The 15,878-nt window shown below is 71.0% G+C and carries 12 protein-coding genes; all 12 read left to right on the top strand.

Annotated features, from left to right (window positions below):
* Positions 1-26 precede the first annotated feature (26 nt).
* The 12 genes from tagF (at position 27) to tssH (ending at position 15,860) form a co-directional block, all read left to right on the top strand.
* Positions 27-680, top strand: a complete 654-nt coding sequence (gene tagF / locus E5P2_RS25115) for a type VI secretion system-associated protein TagF (protein ID WP_232080844.1) — start codon at positions 27-29, stop codon at positions 678-680.
* Positions 677-2,581 (top strand): serine/threonine-protein kinase, encoded by a 1,905-nt coding sequence (locus E5P2_RS25110; RefSeq protein WP_162569811.1) that lies wholly within the window; start codon positions 677-679, stop codon positions 2,579-2,581. Before tagF ends, E5P2_RS25110 begins: the two co-directional genes overlap by 4 nt.
* A 57-nt stretch (positions 2,582-2,638) precedes the next feature.
* Positions 2,639-4,252: a murein transglycosylase A gene (gene mltA / locus E5P2_RS25105; RefSeq protein ID WP_162569810.1), complete on the top strand. Its 1,614-nt coding sequence runs from the start codon at positions 2,639-2,641 to the stop codon at positions 4,250-4,252.
* 75 nt (positions 4,253-4,327) lie between these two features.
* Positions 4,328-5,092, top strand: a complete 765-nt coding sequence (locus E5P2_RS25100; RefSeq protein ID WP_162569809.1) for a hypothetical protein — start codon at positions 4,328-4,330, stop codon at positions 5,090-5,092.
* Between the two features lie 25 nt (positions 5,093-5,117).
* Positions 5,118-6,227 carry a hypothetical protein gene (locus tag E5P2_RS25095; protein ID WP_162569808.1) on the top strand — a complete coding sequence of 370 codons (1,110 nt, stop codon included), beginning with the start codon at positions 5,118-5,120 and terminating at the stop codon, positions 6,225-6,227.
* Positions 6,228-6,234: 7 nt separating this feature from the next.
* Entirely contained in the window at positions 6,235-8,232 is a 1,998-nt protein-coding gene (locus E5P2_RS25090; protein WP_232080843.1) for a caspase family protein, read from the top strand.
* Between the two features lie 21 nt (positions 8,233-8,253).
* Positions 8,254-8,805 carry a type VI secretion system tube protein Hcp gene (locus E5P2_RS25085; protein ID WP_162569806.1) on the top strand — a complete coding sequence of 184 codons (552 nt, stop codon included), beginning with the start codon at positions 8,254-8,256 and terminating at the stop codon, positions 8,803-8,805.
* 19 nt (positions 8,806-8,824) lie between these two features.
* Positions 8,825-9,649: a type VI secretion system accessory protein TagJ gene (locus E5P2_RS25080; RefSeq protein ID WP_162569805.1), complete on the top strand. Its 825-nt coding sequence runs from the start codon at positions 8,825-8,827 to the stop codon at positions 9,647-9,649.
* Positions 9,642-10,157: a type VI secretion system baseplate subunit TssE gene (gene tssE / locus E5P2_RS25075; protein WP_162569804.1), complete on the top strand. Its 516-nt coding sequence runs from the start codon at positions 9,642-9,644 to the stop codon at positions 10,155-10,157. The genes E5P2_RS25080 and tssE overlap by 8 nt, the downstream gene beginning before the upstream one ends.
* 24 nt (positions 10,158-10,181) lie before the next feature.
* Entirely contained in the window at positions 10,182-12,068 is a 1,887-nt protein-coding gene (gene tssF / locus E5P2_RS25070) for a type VI secretion system baseplate subunit TssF (RefSeq protein ID WP_232080842.1), read from the top strand.
* The gene (gene tssG / locus E5P2_RS25065; protein ID WP_232080841.1) at positions 12,044-13,156 is read left to right on the top strand and encodes a type VI secretion system baseplate subunit TssG; all 1,113 of its coding nucleotides are present in this window, start codon (positions 12,044-12,046) and stop codon (positions 13,154-13,156) included. Before tssF ends, tssG begins: the two co-directional genes overlap by 25 nt.
* A 19-nt stretch (positions 13,157-13,175) precedes the next feature.
* Positions 13,176-15,860, top strand: a complete 2,685-nt coding sequence (tssH, locus tag E5P2_RS25060; RefSeq protein WP_162569801.1) for a type VI secretion system ATPase TssH — start codon at positions 13,176-13,178, stop codon at positions 15,858-15,860.
* Positions 15,861-15,878: the final 18 nt, after the last annotated feature.

Below are 15,878 nucleotides of genomic sequence, written 5' to 3'. Positions count from 1 at the left end.
ACGAAGTGCCGAGCGTGGGGGCGCAAGTGAGCAATCCGTCGAGCGTCCTGGAGGCGGACGGCATGCCGGGCTGGTTCGGCAAGCTGCCGGGCATCGGCGACTTCGCGTACCGGCGGCTGCCCGAAGTCTTCCGCGCCGCCTGGGACCGCTGGCTGCAGGCCGGCATGGCCCGCCTGCGCGCGCGCCATGCGGACTGGACCGAGCGCTACCTGAAAGCGCCGCTGTGGTTCTTCGTGCTCGGCGACGGCGTGATCGGCAACCAGTCCTGGCTCGGCGTGCTGATGCCTTCGGTCGATGCGGTCGGGCGCTACTTTCCGTTGACCGTCGCCGACGAGCTCGTGTGGGCGCCCACCGAGCTGCACGGCCAGGTGCTGGCGCGCGCGCAGCAATGGTGGGCACTGGCCGCACAGGCCGCCTTCGACGGCCTCGAACAGGACCTCGATGCGGTGCGCTTCGAGGCCCGGCTGCTGCAGCTCTTTTCCGGCGAGGCCGTCGCCGGCGGCGGCGACAGCGCGTCCGCGATGGCCTTGCCGGAGTTCGGCCAGTCGCTCTGGTTCATCGATCCGGCCGGCGAGGCCGGCCCGGGCATGGCCACGCACGGCCTGCCGCAGGACGAGCAGTTCGATGCGCTGTTCGGCTTCGCGGCCGGCGCGCCGGCGCAGGGCACGGAGGCGAAGTGAACAACGAGCCACCTGCCTCCACCGCGCCGCCGGGCGACGACTTCGATCCGACGCAGGTCATCACCGGCCGGCCTGCGCCCGCACCGGCCGCGGACGACGGCGCGACCATCATCACCGCGGGCTCGGGCTCGCCCGCCGCGGCGCGCGACATCCCGACCGTCGCCGCGGCCTCGCGCAACGAGACGCCGTCCCATGCCGAGGCCGGCCTGTTGCCGGTCGGCAGCCGGCTGGCCGAGTTCGAGGTCACGCGCATCGTCGGGCAGGGCGGCTTCGGCGTCGTCTACGAGGCCTGGGACCCGACCCTGGAGCGCGTGGTCGCGATCAAGGAATACCTGCCGACCTCGCTGTCGACGCGGCAGCTCGACGGCACCGTGATGCCGCTGTCGGAACGCCATCGCGAAACCTTCGAGCTCGGCATGCGCAGCTTCATCAACGAGGCGCGGCTGCTGGCCCAGTTCGACCATCCCTCGCTGCTGAAGGTCTACCGCTTCTGGCAGGAGCGCGGCACCACCTACATGGTGATGCCCTTCTACCGCGGCGACACGCTGCGCCAGGCGCTCGCCGGCATGCCGGGCGGCGTCGACGAGGGCTGGCTGCTGCGCATCATGGACGGCGTGACGCAGGCGCTGTCGGTGATGCACGCCGCGCACTGCTACCACCGCGACATCGCGCCCGACAACATCATCCTGCTCGAAGGCTCGGGCCGGCCGGTGGTGCTGGACTTCGGCGCCGCGCGCCGCGTGATCACCGACAAGACGCAGGCCATCACCGTCATCCTCAAGCCCGGCTATGCGCCGATCGAGCAGTACGCCGAGATGCCCGATATGTCGCAGGGCGCGTGGACCGACGTCTATGCGCTGGCCGCGGTGATGCACGTCGCGGTCTGCGGCCGCGCGCCGCCGCCCTCGGTCGCGCGCCTCCTGTCCGACAGCTACGTGCCGCTGGCCGGCAACGAATTGCTGCGCCAGCGTTACGGCGCCGGGCTGCTGGCCGCCATCGATGCCGGCCTCGGCGTGCGGCCCGAATCGCGGCCGCAGTCGATGGCCGAACTGCGCGAGGCGCTCGGCCTCGATGGCGGCGCGACGGTGATCCGGCCGCCGGCCGTGCCGGCCGCGTACCGCGTGCCGCCGCCGGCACCCGCGGCGCCGGTGGCTTCGGGTGCGGGCGCTGCGTCGCCGCCGGCCGCGGCGCCCTCGCGCAAGGGCGCCGTCGTCGCGGCCGCGGGCCTGGTCGCGGTGCTGGCCGCCGCGGGCGGATGGTGGTTCCTGCAGGGCCGGTCCGCCGACACGCAGCCGGCGGTGGCGGCCGCGCCGCCGGCGCCGGTCGAGGTCGCTCAGGCACCCGCGCCTGCGCCCGTGCCGCCGCCACCACCGGCGCCGCCACCGACGCCGCGCACGCCGGCCGAGTCGCTGCAGTCGCTGGCCGAAGGCGCCGCGCCCGGCTTCGTCGTCAGCGCCAGCACGCGCAAGCCCGAGGTGCTGGTCGGCAAGGACAAGCTCTCGTTCGAGGTGCGCAGCCAGCGCGAGGGCTTCGTCTACGTCTTCCTGCTGTCCAGTGCCAACGAGATGTTCCTGCTGTTCCCGAATTTGCTTGATAAGTACAACAAGATCGGCGCCGGTGCCACGCTGTCGCTGCCGCGCGCCTCGTGGCCGATGGATGCGGGCGGGCCGAAGGGCATCGATCGTTTCGCGGTGCTGGTGAGCGAGCACGAGCGCGACTTCAGCGCCGCCGGCGTGCAGAACGACGGCGTGTTCCCGCAGTTCCCGCTGCCCGTGCTGGCCGCGCTCGAAGCCTCGCGCGGCAGCGGTCCGCCGCCCTTGCTCGGCAAACCGGTGTGCGCTCCGGGCGCGCCCTGCAACGACGTCTATGGCGTCGGGACTTTCCAAATCACCGAGAAGTAATCGTCTGCAGGGCAGCGGCCCCACGGGCCTTTCTTCCCTTCCGACCAGGAGACCTTCATGAAGCCACTGTCGCCGATCCTCCCTTCGCCTGCACGGCGCTGGGCCGCCGCGGCCCTTGCGGCCTCGCTCGCCGGCTGCGGCGTGATGCCGGCGTCGAACACGGCATCGACGACCGCGGCGCCCGCGCCCGCGCCGGCACCGCAGCGGCCCGTGGTCATCGCGGCGCCCGAGCCCGAGACGCCGTCGCAACGGCCGAGCACGCTGGGCGCCAGCGTGGCCGGGCAGGCGCGCACCTTCTCGACCCAGCTCGCGACCTACACCTCGGTGCCCTTCGACACCGTGCCCGGCTGGCGCGGCGACGATTTCTCCGAAAGCTGGCCGGCCTTCCTCGGCAGCTGCAAGGTGCTGACCGGTCGCGGCACCGAATGGAAGGAAGTCTGCGCGCGCGCCGCGCAGGTGGACGGCAGGAACAACCCCGCGATCCGCAACTTCTTCGAGCGCGAGTTCTCGGCCTACCAGATCCGTGACGACGACCGCCGGCCCGACGGCGTGGTCACCGGCTACTTCGAGCCCGAGATCGCGGGCAGCCGCCAGTACGCCGCGCCCTTCATCTATCCGGTGTACGGCCAGCCCGAGGACATGGTGTTCGCCGACGCGCGCAAGCTGCCGCCGGGCAGCGGCACCGTGGCCGCGCGCATCGTGGGGCGCAACGTGGTCATCCAGAGCGGGCTGAGCACGCGCGACATGGGCGCGCCGGGCCTCTATGCGCTCGATCTCTCGACCATCACGCGCGACACGCTCGACCGCAAGGTGCGTTTGCGCGCCGACGGCCGGCGGCTGCTGCCCTACTACACGCGCGAGGAGATCGAGACCAAGGGCGCGCCGAACGCCAAGGTGCTGGCCTTCGTGAGCAGCGCGACCGCGCTGTACGAGATGCAGATCCAGGGCTCGGGCCGCATCCGCCTCGCCAACGGCGAGATCATCCGCGTCGCCTATGCGGAGCAGAACGGACAGCCCTTCCGGCCGACGCTGGCGCAGTCCTCGTCGGGCAAGGCGCGCTCGCCGGTGAAGACGCGCGGCGGCGCGATCGAGCTGGAGCTCGACGACGGCGACGACGAGGTCAACGACAGCAGCGTGATCCGCACGCGCGGCTTCACGCTGGCGGTTCCGGTGGCCAGCGGCGCGGTGATGGTGCCGGGGCGCCGCGTGACCGGGCCGGTGATCGGCTCGGGCATCAAGGATCCGAGCTATGTGTTCTTCAAGGAGTCGGCGGACACGGCGGCCGGCGGGCCGGTCGGCGCGTTCGGGGTGCCGCTGTCGGCGGGACGCTCGATCGCGGTCGATCCGCGCAGCACGCCGCTGGGTTATCCGGTGTTCGTCTCGACGCGTACGCCGGGCAGCGGCGCGCCGATGCAGCGGCTGACGATCGCGCAGGACACGGGCGGCGCGATCCGCGGCGCGGTGCGCGCCGACTATTTCTTCGGCAACGGCCAGCAGGCCGCGACGCAGGCGCGGCGCATGAAGGAACGCGGACAGCTGTGGATCCTGCTGCCGCGCGGGCTGGCGGTGGCGGCCGCGGCGAGCTCGACGATCCGCACGCGGGGTGGGGCGGTGGGGGCGGACTTGCCGCAGTGCCTCGTCCCTGAAGAGGGTTCCTGTGTCGACGATTGATTGCCCGTCTGTCTTGCTCCCTCTCCCTCTGGGAGAGGGAACAAGAGCCCCGCGCGCGTAGGCCCATTGATCCCCATGCAGGAAGTCTTCTCCCCCGAACAAAGCGTCGAGCTCGTCCGCCTCTGGCGGCATCGCCAGCGCTTGTCCTCCGAGGAGATGGGATCGATGTACCGCATCGTCGGCGGCGCGCTCAGAACCTGCAACCCACCCGAGCTGCAGGCGCTCGGCGAAGGGCGGCAGGAGCTGGTGGCGCAGTTCATCTACGTCAAGGTGCTGCGCCTCGATGCCGATCCCGACGAGGCCGACGATGCGGCGCGGCGCGAGGCCAGCGGGCACAGCGCGCCGACGAATGCCTTCGCGCTGTGCGCGTACTTCCGCCGCTACCTGATCGACTGCACGCGCGCCAGCGCCTTTCGCCGCAAGCTCTCGATCGGCGACCAGATCAGCGAAAGCCAGTTCGAGGCGCAGGTCGGCGCCGCGGACAGCGCGGACGACGAGCTCGCGGAACACGGCCTCAGCGCGGGCGCGGTGCATGCGGCCGCGCGCGCCTTCATCGCCACCCTGCCCGAGCCCGAGCGCATCCTGCTGTGCGAGGGCTTCGGCCGCGAAGCCGAGGGCGGCCTGGCGGGCATCGCCTCGCGCCATCTGATCGCGTCCTACCACTACCGCGCCGGCCGGCTCGGCCTCGTGCACAAGCGCGAAGGCCTGCCGGCCGACTATGCGCGCACCACGCTCGGCCGGTGGATCACGCAGACGCTGGGCATCGCGATCGATGCCGACAACATGGGCGCGATCCTGCAGGTTTTCAAAATCCTCGGCGCTGAAGCGTCTTGTGCCTGAAGCCCTCACTCCTTCAGGACACTGCATGACCCCCGAGCTCTGGCCACCGCTGAACCTCATTCGCGGCATGTTCGCGCGCGATGCCTCGGACGACGGCGCGCCAGGCCATGGCGACACCTGCGTGGCATGGCGGCCGTCGCGCGCTGCCGCCGCGCCGCGACCGAACCTCGAGTCGCTGTTGCTGCTGCCGCTGACCGAGCTGGCGCGCCGCCGCGAGGCCGTGGCGCGGCGCGCCTTCGCGGCGCACTGGGCGCCGGGCCGGCTGGTCGGCGTGACGCACGAAGGCCGCTTGTTCGGCGTGCTGCTGGACCGCCGCGTGCAGGGCGCTCTCTGGCGCGGCTGGATGGCCGCCGGCGAAGCCGATTGGGCGGGTGCCTTCGACGTGCTGCTCGAACCCGGCGACGAACCCTTCGAACCGATGTTCGGCATGGTCCAGGCCTGGAACCTGCTCACCCTCGAGGAGGCGCCGCCGCCGCGCGCACGCGTGCTGGGCGAGCTCTCGGCCACCCGGCTCGCGGCCGTTCGCGCGGTGCACGACGAATGGGCGGCGCAGCAGGCGCCGGCCATCGCGCCCGAGCCCGGCCGCATCGCGCTGCGCAACGCGGGCGGCGCCTTTTCCGTGCTGTCGGGCACGCCGCTGGGCGAGGCCGATCCGCGCACCGACTACCAGGACCTGTACCGAGAAGCCGCTGCCCGGCTGGCCGTGCCGGCACCCGCCGATCCGGCGCCGCGCAGCCAGGCCGTCGTGCCGCTGCACCACGAAGGCTGGTGGACGCGCACGCGGCGCTGGTTCGCCGCCGATGCGCTGGTGCGGCCGGCGCTCGCGGTCCTCGCGCTGGTGGTCGTGGTGCAGAACGCCGCGCTGCTGCGCGTGCCGGATGCGGGCGATGCCGACGATGTGCAGTTCCGCTCGGTGCCGACCGATCCCGCCGAGCCGCTGTCGGCAGACCTCGTCGTGCAATGGAAGAAGGGCATCGGCCTCGACGAGGCCAACGCACTGCTGGCCGCGACGGGCGCCGTCGTGGTCGGCGGTCCGGATGCGCAGGGCCGTTGGCGCGTGCACCTGGTGGACGTCGCGCAAGGCCAGGCGCTGCTGGCGGCCTCGCCGCTGGTCGAATCGGTGGGGGCGCCCTGAGCGGCGCATGGCCATGTCGCGCGCCCTGCGCCTCGTGTTGTTGCTGCTCATGGCGGGCGCGGCGGCGAGCGCGGGCGCGGTCCAGCGCGCGCTGCTGGTCGGTGTGTCCGAGCTGGTGAACCAGCCGCCCGCACTGTGGCTGCAGGCGCCGCGCAACGACGTGCTGCTGATGCGCCAGGCGCTGCTGCGGCGCGGCTTCGCGGCGGCCGACATCACGGTGCTGGCGGACGGCGTCGACGGCGCGCAGCTGCCCGACGCGCAGCGCATCCACGACGCGCTGGCGCGGCTCGTGGCCCAGTCGCGCCGCGGCGATTTCGTGCTGCTGTATTTCTCGGGCCACGGCACGCGGCTGCGCAACGTCGTCAAGACCTACCAGGAGCCCGACGGCCTGGCCGAGAACTTCCTGGCGCGCGATGTGCGCGGCACGATCGGCACCGATGCCGTGCTGTCGGGCGGCGTGCGCGATGTCGATTTCGATGCCTGGATCGGTGCCCTGCTGGCGCGCGACGTGTTCGTCTGGTCGGTGTTCGACACCTGCTCGGCGACCTCGATGACGCGCGGCCTGCGCGATGCGCTGCCGGTGGCCGAAGGGCCGCCGGACGACGAGGTGCGCTTTCGCGGCATCCGCGTCGACCAGCTGGCGCGCGGCGCGGCCGCAGCGCCCGCACCGGCCGCGCCGAGCGGCGAGACCGGCATGCCGCGTGCCCGCTATGTCGCCTTCTTCGCCTCCGAGAGCCACCAGGTCACGCCCGAACTGAAGCTGCCGCGCAAGGACCGCACGGCGCGCCCGCAGGGCCTCCTGACCTGGGCCGTCGCCGAGGCGCTGCAGCGCCAGCCGGCCACCTGGCGCGAGCTCTTCAACGACGTGCTCGCGCTCTACCCGCCGGTGATCGAGGAACTCGCGGCGCGCTTCCCGACGCGCGAGTTGCCCTCGCCGGTGGCCGAAGGCAATCTCGATCTCGCGCTGTTCGCCAACAGCCTGGCGCCGCTGTCGACGCGGCCCGTGTGGCCGGCGCAGCGCGCGGGCGATCGCCTGGCGATCGATGCCGGCCAGCTCGACGGGCTCGAAGCCGGCCAGGCGGTGCGCGTGCTCGCGACCCGCGACGACGGCATCGTGCGCAGCGCCGACGCGCGGCTGGCCCAGGTCGAGGCCGGGCGCACGCAGCTCGATGTGCCGGCCGAGCTCGCGGCGCTGCCGGGCAGCGTCGACTGGAGCCTGACGCCGCAGGACGAGCCGGCCTCCGTGATGCTGCGCGTCGCCGCCGCGCGCGGCCTGCCCGAGGGATTGGCGCTGCGCTACCCGAGCGCGATCCGCCGCGTGCGCGAAGGCGAGCCCGACGTGCGCTGGACCGAACTTGCCGGCGGCGGCCATCGCCTCGACGTCGTCTCGCCCGAACTGGCCGCGCTGCTCGGCCCGCAGGCGCGCGGCGGCGCGCCGATCGCCGACCTGCCCGGGCTGCGCCGGCGGCTCGAAGCGCTGGCGCAGCTCAAGTGGCTGCTGCGGCTGAATGCGCTCGCGCAGGGCGGCCAGCTCGATGGCTTCGAAGCCGTGCTCGAAGTCTGGAACGGCCCGCGCCTCGCGCGCAGCGGCGCGGCGCAGTCGGCCGAGCCCATCGCCGCGCCCGCGGCCGGCGAGCGCATGGCGCTCAATGTGCGCAACACCAGCGGCCGTTCGCTCGACCTGGTGATCGTCGGCATCGATGCCGAGGGCGGCCTGCATCCGGTGTTCCCGCGCGACGACGGCGAGACCAACCGCTTCGAGCGCGGCGCGCCGGACGCGCCCGCTGCCAAACGCTTCGAGCTGCCCTGGCTCGGCGCCGGCGGCAGCCGCCTTTTGGTGCTGGCCGCGCCCGCCGCGCCGTGGAGCGCACCGCGCCTGTTCGGCGTCGGCCCCACCGACGCGATGCCCGACCTGCGCGTGCGCGGCCTGCCGCGGCCCGAGCGGCAGCACCAGGTCTATGCCGCGATGCCCGGATGGCCGGCCGACGCACCGCTTTCGAAATGATTTTTTCTTCAGGAGACGCACATGAGCTGGACCCTCGATGGAACCCTGGACCCCGACGAGGCGCTGCGCCTCCTGGACCACATGTCGGGTGAATCCGGCAACGACTTCGTGATGCTGATCGAGAACAAGGGCGCGGTGGTCGAGGGCGAGTCCGAGCGCGCCTACGAGGACGGCAAGCAGCGCATGGACATCGCCGGCTACACCTACCTCGCCGAGGTCGTCACGCCGCCCGGCGCCAGCAAGGGCAAGGTGCGCAACAAGTCGCTGATCGTGATCCGCGACTGCGACGCGGCCACGGCCTCGATCGCGAGCCTGATGAAGAACCAGGACAGCGACATCAAGGTGCAGCTGTCGGTCTTCAAGGCCGGAGGCGACACCGCCAAGGACATGCAGCCGACGCTCGAATTCGTGCTCGAGGGTGCGCGCGTCGATTCGCACGCGATCCTCACCGGCGGCAAGCCGAAGCGGGCGTGCGAGATCGTGTGCTTCGCGTACCGGAAGATCGAGATTCGATCGGCACCTCAAAAAGTTACGGGCCAACGCGGTGCAGTCCGCAGTTGTGTCTTCGGGTGAACCACCAAGAGAGGCCGTCATGACACTTTCCGCCGAACTCCTTCAAGCCGCCGATCCCACGGGTGCGCTCAGGGCCCTCAGCGACGAGGTGCGCGCCAAGCCCGGCGACAGCAAGCTGCGCGTCTTCATGGCGCAGCTCCTGTGCGTGCTCGGGCAATGGGAGCGCGCGCTCAACCAGCTCAATGTCGCGGCCGAGCTCGATGCGCTCGCGGTGCCGATGAAGCAGGTCTATGGCGAGGCGATCCGCTGCGAAGGATTGCGCGCCGATGTGTTCGCCGGCACGCGCACGCCGATGGTGTTCGGCCAGCCCGACGAGTGGCTGGCGCTCCTGATCGAATCGCTGCTGCGCCAGGGCCGCGGCGAGGTCGCGATGGCCGAGGACCTGCGCCAGCGCGCCTTCGATGCCGCGCCGGGCAGCGCGGGCACGCTCGACGGCCAGCCCTTCGAATGGCTGGCCGATGCCGACATGCGCCTCGGCCCGGTGCTCGAAGCCTTCGTGAACGGGCGCTACTACTGGGTGCCGTTCGCGCGCCTGGCGCACCTCAAGTTCGATCCGCCCGAAGATTTGCGCGACGCCGTGTGGCTGCCCGCGCACCTGCAGTTCGAAAACGGCGGCGAGACGCTGGCGCTGGTCCCGGCGCGCTACGAAGGCACCGAGAAGAGCGGCGACGGCGCGCTGCAGCTTGCGCGCAAGACCGAGTGGCGCGAGCTGCGCCCCGAGGTCTGGGCCGGCCTCGGCCAGCGCATGTGGAGCAGCGATGCCGGCGAGCATGCGCTGCTGGATGTGCGCGAGATCCTCTTCGATGCCGCTGCCGCATCGCCCGCGGAAGGCCGCGATGGCTGAGCTCACCGCGCAGGAGCGCCTGCAGCCCTCGCTGCTCGATCGCCTGGTCGACAACGCGCCGGGCGAGAAGCGCGAGAGCGACGACAAGCGCACGCTGACGCGGCAGGCGCTGCGCCAGGCCGTGCTGCGCGATCTGTCCTGGCTCTTCAACGCGACGGGCTACGGCCTGGCCTTCGACGACAAGCGCTATCCGAACGCGGCGCGCTCGGTGCTCAACTACGGATTGCCTATGCTGTCCGGCCAGTTCACGTCCTCCGTTCAGCGTGTCAGCATGGAACAGGCTTTGAAGAACGCGATCCTGCAGTTCGAGCCCCGCATCCTGCCTCGCACACTCGAAGTTGAACTCGTCATGGAAGGCTCGGCACTTGATTCCCACAACCGCATCGGCCTGCAGATCCGCGGCATGCTCTGGGCGCAGCCCGTGCCGCTCGAATTCCTGATGCGCAGCCGGATCGACCTCGAAGAGGGCCGCATCGAGATCCAGGACATGGCCTTGCCACAGCGATAGGGGCGTTCGATGGACCCGCGCCTGTTGACCCTGTACGAACAGGAGCTGCGTTACTTTCGCGAGAGCGCGTCGGAGTTCGCGCGCGCGTTTCCGAAGATCGCCAACCGCCTCGGCATCGAGGGCCAGGAAGTCGCCGATCCCTATGTCGAACGGCTGATCGAGGCCACGGCCTTCCTGTCGGCGCGCGTCGGCCTCAAGCTCGATGCCGAGTACCCGCGCTTCACCGGCCATCTGCTGGACATCGTCTATCCGCACTTCATGGCGCCGACGCCGTCGATGATCGTGGTGTCGATGGCGACCGACCCCGACGACGCGAGCCTTGCGAGCGGCCCGGTGCTGCCGCGCGGCAGCGGGCTGCGCGCGCGGCAGGCGGTGGGGCAGAACACGCACTGCGAATTCCGCACCGCGCGTGCGCTGCGCGTCTGGCCGATCGAGGTGCAGCGCGCGCAGTACTTCACCTATGCGCCCGACCTGCCGCTCAACCAGCATCCGCAGTCGCGCGAGATCCGCGGCGGCCTGCGCGTCGCGCTGCGTGCCACGGCGGCGCTGCGCTTCGACCAGATCCCGCTCGATGAACTGCTGATCCATTTCGGCGGCGCCGAGGACGTGGCCTGGCAGCTGCACGAATGCATGCTCGGCAAGCCGCTGGGCGTGCTGGTGCAGCCGCTGGGTGCCAACGGCACGGCCAGCGGCGCGGCCGGCAGCGCGGTGCGCAGCCTGCCGGGCAGCGTGGTCGAGCCGGTCGGCTTCGACGACGACGAGGCGCTGCTGCCGGCGACGGCCACCGGCTTCTCGGGCCATCGGCTGGTGCAGGAGTACTTCGCGTTTCCGCAGCGCTTCCAGTTCGCGCGCATCACCGGCCTTGCGCGCGTGCTCGCGACGATGGCGACGAGCGACATCGAGATCGTCGTGCTCTTCTCGCGCGGCGACGCGGCGCTCGAGAAGCTGGTGAGCGCCGACAACATCCAGCTGAACTGCGTGCCCGCGGTCAACCTCTTCAGCAAGCGGCTCGACCGCGTGGCGGTGACCGAGGGCGTGAGCCAGTTCCATCTGCTGGCCGACCGCACGCGGCCGCAGGACTTCGAAGTGCACACCGTGACCGAGGTGGTGGGCCACGGCAGCCCCGGTGCCGAGGCCGCGTCCGAGCAGGTCTTCCTGCCTTTCTATGCCGCCTTCCACGGCAGCCGCCACAGCCACCCGGCCTATTTCACCACCACGCGCGAGCCGCGCATGCTGTCGGTGCGCCAGCGCACCGAAGGCCATCGCAGCAGCCACATCGGCTCCGAGCTCTACATGCAGATCGTCGATCCGCAGCAGGCACCCTATGCGAGTGCGATGCGGCAGCTGGCCGTCACGGCGCAGGTCACCAACCGCGACCTGCCCTTGCTGATGCCGCTCGGGCGCGAGAACGACTTCGATTGCATCGATGCGTTTCCGGTGCAGCGCGTGCGCATGGTGCGCGGTCCGTCGCGGCCGGTGTCGCCGGTGGTGAGCCAGGGACTGGGCTGGCGCGTGATCGACCATCTCGCGCTCAACTATCTTTCTCTCGCCGACAGCACGCCGCAACAAGGTGCGGCCGCGCTGCGCGAGATGCTGATGCTCTACGCCGTGCATGCCGACGAGGTGCGCCAGGGCCAGGTGCGCGGGCTGCTGTCGGTGCGCGCGAAGCCGGTCGCGCGCCGGCTGCCGCTGGCCGGGCCGATCGCGTTCGGGCGCGGGCTGGAGGTCACGCTCGAAGTGGACCGCGGCGCCTTCCATGGGCACAGCGCCTTCCTGTTCGGCGCGGTGCTGGCGCGCTACCTCGCGCGGCATGTCGAGGTGAATCACTTCGTCGAGACCGTGCTCACGATCTCCGGCCGCGGCGAGACCATGCGATGGAGGCCGCTGTGCGGGACACGCCAGATCCTGTAGCGCCGCCATCGACCGCGCGGCCCGCCGAGAGCGTCGGCGAACGGCTGCTCGCGTGGTCGGCCGATCCGTGGGCGTATGACTACTTCGCCGTCATGCGCCGGCTCGAATCGCTCGCGGCCGCGTCGCCGCGCTGGGGCCATGCGCTGCTGCCGAGCGCGGAGCCGGTGCGCGTCGGGCAGGAGCCTTCGCTGTCCTTCGCGCCCGCGAGCTTCAGCCGCTTCGAGCCCGCGACCGCCGATTCGCCGCCGCGCCTGCGCCAGCAGTTCTTCGGCTACCTCGGGCCGAACGGGCCGCTGCCGGTGCACCTGAGCGACTTCATCCGCGAACGCACCCTCAATCACGGCGACCCGACCTGGCTTGCCTTTCTCGACACCTTCTCGCACCGCTTCGCGCTCTACCTCTATCGCGCGTGGGCGCAATCGCGGCCCGCGGTCGGACTCGACCGGCCGGGCGAGGACGGCTTTCGGCGCCATGTCGGCGCGCTGGTCGGCATCGGCACCGAAGCGCGCCAGCAGCGCGACGAGATCCATGACGATGCGCGCCTGCATTTCTCGGGCTGGCTCGCGCGCCGCGTGCACAACGCCGAGGGTGTCGAAGCCGTGCTGTGCAGCTACTTCGGCGTGCCGGTGCGGCTCGAGCCCTGGGTCGGCCACTGGATGCCGCTGCCCGCCGAAGAGCTCACGCGCCTCGGCCGCGGCGAGGCCTCGCGCACGATGGGCCTGGGCGCGATGCTGGGCCGGCGCGCCTGGGACCGCCAGCACCGCGTGCGGCTGCACCTCGGGCCGCTCTCGCTCGAACGCTATCGCGAGTTCCTGCCGATCGGCGCCGCACGCCCCGCGCTGCAACGCTGGATGCAGCAGCTGCTGGGCGACGAACTCTACTGGGATGCCGAGCTGATGCTGGAGAAGGCCGAGGTGCCGCCCACGCGCCTCGGCCGCCAGCGCGGCGGCAACGCACCGCGGCTCGGCTGGATCTCGTGGCTCGGCGAACGGCCACGGGCCGGCGACGCAGCCGACGTCCGCATCGACGGCGATGCGCGCCTTGTGCGCGCTGTCGCACTTTCATCCACGGACGCTCGTTCGTCTTGACATCACACGGAGACTTCCCATGAGTGAAATCAGCCGCACCGCCCTGTTCGGCAAACTCAATGCGCTGGCCTACAAGGCCATCGAGGGCGCGACCGTGTTCTGCAAGATGCGCGGCAATCCGTACGTCGAGCTCGAACACTGGGTCGCGCAACTGCTGCAGGCGCAGGACTCCGACCTGCACCGCGTGATCCAGCACTACCAGCTCGACATCTCGGTCGTTGCCAAGGACATGACGGCCGCACTCGACCGCCTGCCGCGCGGCGCCACCGCGATCAGCGACTTCTCGCCGCACATCGAGAACGCGATCGAGCGCGGCTGGACCTATGCCACGCTGCAGTTCGGCGAGGCCCAGGTGCGCACCGGCTACCTGCTGGTCGGCATGCTCAAGACGCCGAGCCTGCGCAATCCGCTCTTCGGCCTCTCGAAGCAGTTCGAGAAGGTCAAGGTCGAGGACCTGGCCGACAACTTCGCCAAGATCTGCGACGCCTCGCCCGAATCGAAGATGCGCGCGCAGGACGGCACCGGCATGGGCAGCGGCGCGCCCGGCGAGGACACGGGCGCGATGGCACCGGCTGCGATGGGCAAGGGCGATGCGTTGAAGAAGTTCGCGGTCGACCTCACCGAGAAGGCGAAGAAGGGCGAGATGGACCCGGTCACCGGTCGCGACGAGGAGATCCGCCAGATCGTCGACATCCTGATGCGGCGACGCCAGAACAACCCGCTGCTCACGGGCGAGGCCGGCGTCGGCAAGACCGCGGTGGTGGAAGGCTTTGCGCAGCGCCTGGCGCGCGGCGATGTGCCGCCGCAATTGAAGGACGTGAAGCTGCTCACGCTCGACATCGGCTTGCTGCAGGCCGGCGCCAGCATGAAGGGCGAGTTCGAGCAGCGGCTGCGGCAGGTGATCGACGAGGTGCAGTCGTCGCCGACGCCGATCATCCTGTTCATCGACGAGATCCACACCCTGGTCGGCGCCGGCGGCGCGGCCGGCACCGGCGATGCGGCCAACCTGCTCAAGCCCGCGCTCGCGCGCGGCAACCTGCGCACCATCGGCGCCACCACCTGGGCCGAGTACAAGAAATACATCGAAAAGGATCCGGCGCTGACGCGGCGCTTCCAGGTCGTGCAGGTGCCCGAGCCCGACGAGACCAAGGCGATCCTGATGCTGCGCGGCGTGGCCAGCGTGCTCGAGAAGCACCACCGCGTGCAGCTGATGGACGAGGCGATCGAGGCCGCGGTCAAGCTGTCGCACCGCTACATTCCCGCGCGGCAGCTGCCCGACAAGGCGGTGAGCCTGCTCGACACCGCGTGCGCGCGCGTTGCGGTCTCGCAGCATGCGACGCCGCCGGAAGTGGAAGACTGCATGCGGCGCATCGAGGCGCTGACGGTCGAGGAGGAAATCATCGGGCGCGAGGAGACGATCGGCATCGACGTCACGAAGCGCGCCGCGCAGGTGCAGGCGCTGCTGGCCGAATCGAAGGCGCAGCTCGAAGTGCTCGATGCGCGGTGGAAGGAAGAGAAGGGCCTGGTCGATCGGCTGCTCGAACTGCGTGCGCAATTGCGCAAGGGCAATCAGCCGGTGGATGCGCCGGCCGAGGGCGCCGCAGCGCCACCCGACCGCGCCGCGCTGCTGGCCGAGCTGCATGAACTGCAGCAAAAGATCAGCACCGTGCAAGGCGAGTCACCGCTGATCCTGCCCTCCGTCGATGCGCAGGCCGTGGCCTCGGTGGTCGCCGACTGGACCGGCATCCCGGTCGGCCGCATGGTCAAGAACGAGGTCGAGGCCGTGCTCAAGCTCGCCGACACGCTGAACCAGCGCGTGATCGGCCAGAAGCACGGGCTGGAGATGATCGCGCGCCGCATCCAGACCTCGCGCGCGCGGCTGGACAACCCGAGCAAGCCGATCGGCGTCTTCATGCTGTGCGGCACCTCGGGCGTCGGCAAGACCGAGACCGCGCTCGCGCTGGCCGAGGCGCTCTACGGCGGCGAGCAGAACATCATCACCATCAACATGAGCGAGTTCCAGGAGGCGCACACCGTCTCCACGCTCAAGGGCGCGCCGCCCGGCTATGTGGGCTACGGCGAGGGCGGCATCCTGACCGAGGCCGTGCGGCGCCGGCCCTATTCGGTGGTGTTGCTCGACGAGGTCGAGAAGGCGCATCCGGACGTGCACGAGATCTTCTTCCAGGTCTTCGACAAGGGCTGGATGGAAGACGGCGAGGGCCGCATGATCGACTTCAAGAACACGATCATCCTGCTCACCACCAACGCCGGCAGCGAGCTCGTGATGAGCATGTGCCGCGACCCCGAGCTGCTGCCCGAGCCGAACGCGCTGGCCGATGCGCTGAAGGCGCCGCTGATGAAGGTGTTTCCGCCGGCGCTGCTGGGCCGCATCGTCACCATCCCGTACTACCCGCTGTCGCCCGACATGATGAAGAAGATCGTCCGGCTGCAGCTGGGCCGCATCAAGAAGCGGGTCGAGACCAACCACGGCGTGCCCTTCGAGTACAGCGAGGCGGTGGTCGAGCAGGTCGTCGCGCGTTGCCAGGATCCGGAGTCGGGCGGGCGCGTGATCGACGCCATCCTGACCAACACCGTGCTGCCGACCATCTCGGTCGAGTACCTGCAGCGGCTGGCTGCGGGTGGGGAGATCCGGCGCGTGGCGCTTGACGTCAAGGAGAGTGAGTTCACGTATGCCTTCGATTGAGGTCTCACGTCGCTTGTC

It is taken from the genome of Variovorax sp. SRS16 (assembly GCF_901827165.1).
Taxonomy (GTDB): domain Bacteria; phylum Pseudomonadota; class Gammaproteobacteria; order Burkholderiales; family Burkholderiaceae_C; genus Variovorax.
The sequence above is the reverse complement of the archived record's forward strand: the minus strand, read 5'-3'. Positions and strand labels throughout refer to the sequence as shown.